The following is a 4,139-nucleotide window of genomic DNA, read 5'->3' on the forward strand; positions in this document are numbered from 1 at the left end:
GTCCGCGCCCAGGTCGAACACGCCCTGGCCAGGATGAAGTGCTGGAAGATCTTGCGCGACTACCGCCGCGCTGCCAGCACATTGACCGACACCGCTTCAGCCATCGCCCATCTCCACAACATCGCCCTCGTCAGGTGAGCACGACCCGGTCACGGACAACGCCTTCACTGAGTTACGAGACGTCCCTTAGGGACTCGTTACGCAGATCAGAGGGGCTCCGAATGCAGGTCAAGGGACCGTGATGGTTACTTCACACCGAAGAGGTCACTGGTTCGATCCCAGTATCGCCCACGCAGGTCAAAGGCCACTTCCCGGAAACGGGAGGTGGCCTTTCTGTTGCGGTACAGCAGCTAAGTACAGCAGTTCCGTCAGCGGCCCAGTGAATCACCGAGGCGTTTGAGGGCGTCTCTGGTCGCCTTCGTCGATACCTGGGTGTAGATCTCCATCGTTACGGAGAAACGGGCGTGCCTCAGCACCTGCATGGCGACTCTGGGGTGGACGTCCAGGTCGGCTAGCAGCGTGGCGCAGGTGCGCCTGGCGTCGTGGACGGTGATCGGCTTGACGTTGGCCTTCTCGCACCTCGTCTGCCAGGAGCGCTGGAAATTGCGCGGCTCGATTGGCGTGCCGTAGCGGGTGGTGAAGACGAGGTCGGTTTCGTGCCACGCCTTGCTGGCGGCTGCTCGTGCCTCGTCGCGTTGTTCGCTGCGCAGTTTGAGCGCCGTGAGGCAGATGTCGGGCAGGGGGAGGGTGGCGTCGGACGCCTGGGTCTTGGTGTCGCGGTGTAGGAGCTGCCCGCGCACGCGTTGCAGTTGGCGGCCGATGGTCAGCTCTCCGGCGTCGAGGTCGACGTCCTCCCACGTCAGTCCCAGGGCCTCGCCCTTGCGCAGGCCGGTGACAAGGACCAGGGCATAGGCGGCGTAGAGCGGGTCCTCGTCGGCGCGGGCCGATTCGAGGAACTTGCGGGCCTCGTCGCTCGACCACGACTTGCCACGCCAGCGGCGGACGGTGGCGAGGGTGACCGGCACGGCCGGGTTCTTGGCGATGAGGTCTTCGGCCTGGGCGTGGGTGAGGGCCGCCCGCAGCGCGGCCCGGATGTCGCTGACCGTGCGCGTCGACGGGACGGCCTGGCAGCAGCGGCCGACCGCGCAGCAGCGCCGCTTGTCCTTGGGTCGGGCCGCGTCCTTGCCCTGGGCGCAGCACTGGCAGGTGCGGGCCACCTGGTTGATCCAGGTCTGCACGTCCCGTGACTGGAGCCGGTCTAGCCGCTTGGCCCCGAGACCGGGGGCGATGTAGCGGCGGACGAACGTCTCGTAGGTGGCGTAGGTCAACGGTGCTCGGTTCGGCTGGATGATCTCGGCCAGCCAGTAGGTGAGGAAGCTGCCGACCGTGGGGACGCTCGTCGCCACCGGCCCCTGCTTCGCCTGCTGGTGCAAATTGATCCACTTGTCGTGGACCGCCTCTCTCGTCTTGCCGTAGACGTACTTGCGGTCACGCCGGCCGTCGGGCTTGGTGACCCAGACGTAGGCGGCGAAGCCGTTCCGGTACGGGAAGATCGACCCTTTGCCGTTAGCACGGGCACGTCCGGGCATCAGGCGGCCTCCCGGCGTTCGACCTGTTCGCGGATGTAGTCGTCGACCCATTCGGGCAGGATGCGGCGGTACTTGCCGTCCTTGATGGAGCGCAGCTCGCCGGTGGCGATCTTCACCTTGACCTTGGAGATGCCGAAGCCGAGCAGGACGGCGACCTCGGCGGGGGAGTACCAGCGCGGGGTGAGATCACGGCTCATGCGGCGGGCCCCGGTGAGCCAGGCTTCGTGAGCCAGTTCTTCCCGACCGATGCGTCTGCTCTTTCGTCGCTGCCGGGCGGCAGTGTTGGCGAGCAGCGCGTCACCTTCGGTCAGCCAGCCGGACCCGATGTAGGTGAGGGTGCCGACGGTGATCGTGTCTGTCGGTTCGTCGTCCTCTTCGCGTCGGTAGGTGGCGCGGGTGTCGCGGAGCAGGCCGAAGGTGACAGAGTAGCGGCGGGCTTTGGTAAGGAAATGACCGCCGAAGCCGAGCATGTGCGCCCAGCGGCGCAAGCCGCCGTAGATGTTGGGTTTGGCGTCAAGGCTGGCTTGACGGTCATCCGCGGTTGCGGCGCCGCTGGCAGTGCGCGTGAGGGTGGGGCGGCCGAGATGCCAGCAGGCGTCGATGAGGCGGGCGGTGTGGTCGCCTTCGGGGTCGGCGTAGTCGTCGATGGTGGCGGCGGTGAGTCGAGTGGAGCAGTGGCCGGTGACTTCGGTGGCCTTAGTGGCGTACTTGGCGAGATAGGCCGCGACCTTGCCGTCGGTCAACTCGCCTCCGGCGATGTTGATGCGTCGGACGTCGACCTGCTCGCCCCACGCCACCAGCCAGCCTTGCGGCCGGTCGGGGTGCGGGGGTGTGGTGACGGTGATCTTATCGGCGGCGGCGTGGACGGAATCCTCCAGGTCGTCGACGGTGATGCCCACCGGTGGCGGCACGAGGGCGTCCGGGTCGTCGGGGTCGACGCCGTCGAGGCGCAGCAGGACGTGGAAGTGCACCGCTGCGCGGCGTTGCATCTCGGCGACCTTTCCGTGGGACACCCGCACGGGCGGCACCCAGCGGACCTTGCCGGAGGCCGTGACGACTCGAACGAGGGGGATGCCGCGTCGGCGGCAGAGGGCGGCGAGGCGGCGTTCGATGGCCTGCTTAGTGCGCCGCCACAGCTCCCCGGAGAAGTAGTTCCAGACGACCTGGTGGGCGTGGTCGTAGCAGTCCAGGCACAACGGCTGGCCGAGCCGCGGATCGTTGGCCTCGTGCCGAGCGAAGCACGCCGCGGGCTGCCCTTGCGGACAGGTGCCACCGGTGCCGCGGGCGCGGCAGGGCGCGGGTCGCAGTCGCAGCGCTGTCGGGTGGCGCAGGTGTGGCGGGGGACGTGCCGGTGGTGGACCGGGCCGAAGGATGGGGCGGTGAAGGTGGCGAAGACGGCCGGGTGCCGGCCGACCGAGTCAGGGACGCCCTTGCCGCCGGTCAGACCGCGACAAATGACTTGGTAGGCGTCGCCCTGGTAGACCCAGGCGCAGTCCGGGCACACCGATTCGCGGCGGTTGCCGCATGCCTTATACAGCGCCCGGTCGGGCAGCTGGTCGGTGTGCAGCTGGCCGGTGATACGGCCGGTGTTCCGGTCGGCGGCAGCGATGGTGCCGGTGAGGCGGATTGGGCGAGCACAGCCGCCGGCGGGGCGGGTGTGCTCCAGCCAGCCGGAGAACTCCGGCGAGGCGGCGCGGTGCAGGACCTGGGCGTCCCGGCCAACGGCGAGACCGGGGCGGTAGATGGTGAGCGGGGTGGTGGACACGACTTCTCCTCTTTAGGGGTGGCAGGGACGGGAGACGAAGCACCACCAGCCGTGGACGTCTGTCCGCTGGTGGTGGTCGTCGGGTCTCCTGGCACCGCCGAGAGGGCGGCTGACGCCGGAGGGCGGAATCGTGGCCGTGCCACTTACCGCCGATGGGCCAGATCCTTTCGCGCTCGTGGACTCGGTGATGAGGGCCGGCACGGGTGGGGAGCCTGGGGCGTCGGCATCCGGCGGGTTTCCGCAGGCTGTCCCCACCCGTGGAGGTGTTCGAATCCGGGCCATCGTGGACGGCAGGTGAGGCCGTGCTGGGACGCTCAACGGATTCGGAGGACTGGCGCTGCGGCCAGTGCGATCGAGAGCCGGCGGGACTTGGCCCGCATCAGCGGCAGGAAGGCCGCTCGGCGTCTCCGACGTCGAGCCCAGCGATCCGGCGGGAAGGCCGCGCTGGCGTGTCCGACGAGCGTCAGAGTAGCACCGGGTACCGACACGTCAACCCGTCGTGATCCCTCGGGCTGGGGCGGGATGGCCGGCTGCCGGCCGTGTCGGGTCTCGCATGATGCTTGACGGCACGCCGTCGCAGGATCCTCGACGTTAGGGTTGCGATCGGGCTCAGGACTGTGAGCCACGCACTGAATGCCACCAGGCGGCGTCGATGACGATCTGTTCCGTCTCGAGGACATCACGCTCGAACGCTTCCACGTCGACGGGTGCCGGCGGCTGATCCATCAGTTCGGTAATCTCATCCGGTAGCCGCACGCTGTGCGCGTCGATGTAGTGCGCGAGCC

Annotated in this window: 2 protein-coding genes and 2 pseudogenes; 1 reads left to right on the forward strand and 3 read right to left on the reverse strand. The window is 68.5% G+C overall.

Translation table 11 applies throughout. The annotated features are described in order from the left end of the window. Positions 1-138 (forward strand): annotated as a pseudogene (locus JNW89_RS29540) (IS5/IS1182 family transposase); the annotation flags it as partial. Positions 139-368: 230 nt separating this feature from the next. Here JNW89_RS29540 and JNW89_RS29545 read toward each other — a convergent pair. The 3 genes and pseudogenes from JNW89_RS29545 to JNW89_RS29550 all read right to left on the reverse strand — a co-directional run. Next, positions 369-1,589 (reverse strand): site-specific integrase, encoded by a 1,221-nt coding sequence (locus tag JNW89_RS29545; RefSeq protein WP_238451588.1) that lies wholly within the window; start codon positions 1,587-1,589, stop codon positions 369-371. Next, positions 1,589-1,786, reverse strand: coding sequence for a helix-turn-helix domain-containing protein (locus JNW89_RS39190; protein WP_375155164.1), 198 nt, complete (start codon positions 1,784-1,786; stop codon positions 1,589-1,591). The genes JNW89_RS29545 and JNW89_RS39190 overlap by 1 nt, the downstream gene beginning before the upstream one ends. A 6-nt stretch (positions 1,787-1,792) precedes the next feature. Then, positions 1,793-3,354 (reverse strand): annotated as a pseudogene (locus tag JNW89_RS29550) (replication initiator); the annotation flags it as partial. Positions 3,355-4,139: the final 785 nt, after the last annotated feature.

The organism is Micromonospora sp. 4G55 (assembly GCF_016803375.1).

What these genes read in the sequence shown, in the direction of transcription:
- JNW89_RS29545 (WP_238451588.1), bottom strand. Translation starts at nt 1,589, where the DNA reads ATGCCCGGACGTGCCCGTGCTAACGGCAAAGGGTCGATCTTCCCGTAC.
- JNW89_RS39190 (WP_375155164.1), bottom strand. Translation starts at nt 1,786, where the DNA reads ATGAGCCGTGATCTCACCCCGCGCTGGTACTCCCCCGCCGAGGTCGCC.